This window comes from Geobacillus sp. ZGt-1 (genome assembly GCF_001026865.1).
Classification (GTDB): domain Bacteria; phylum Bacillota; class Bacilli; order Bacillales; family Anoxybacillaceae; genus Geobacillus; species Geobacillus thermoleovorans.
In genome coordinates this window covers 1-242 of sequence record NZ_LDPD01000220.1, presented here as the reverse complement: position 1 = coordinate 242, position 242 = coordinate 1, and the positions used below count along the sequence as shown (strand labels likewise).

Here is a 242-nt window from a genome sequence, read left to right as displayed (position 1 = left end):
AGACATAAAAAGTTAGCACTCGCCCTTGTTCATGCAAGTGTTGGGATTCCAATGTTTGTATTCGTCTTGCCTGCGATGGATGGGCAGGCGGCGCCCCGGTTTTATTCACCGCATGACGAGCGCTTGCCCTCGCTTAGGCAAACAGCAATCGGCAAACAAGGCACGCCAAACGCTAGGAAGCAGTCTTCGTTTGTCGTCGACCTCCAATGACGCAAAAACCCCAGGGGGTCGACGACATTGGT

At 53.3% G+C, this 242-nt stretch carries 1 protein-coding gene; it reads left to right on the top strand.

All coding sequences use genetic code 11. From position 1 onward, the window contains the following. On the top strand, positions 1-210 hold a 210-nt coding region (locus VU18_RS20955; protein WP_236687457.1), incomplete at its 5' end, for a hypothetical protein. Positions 211-242 lie beyond the last annotated feature (32 nt).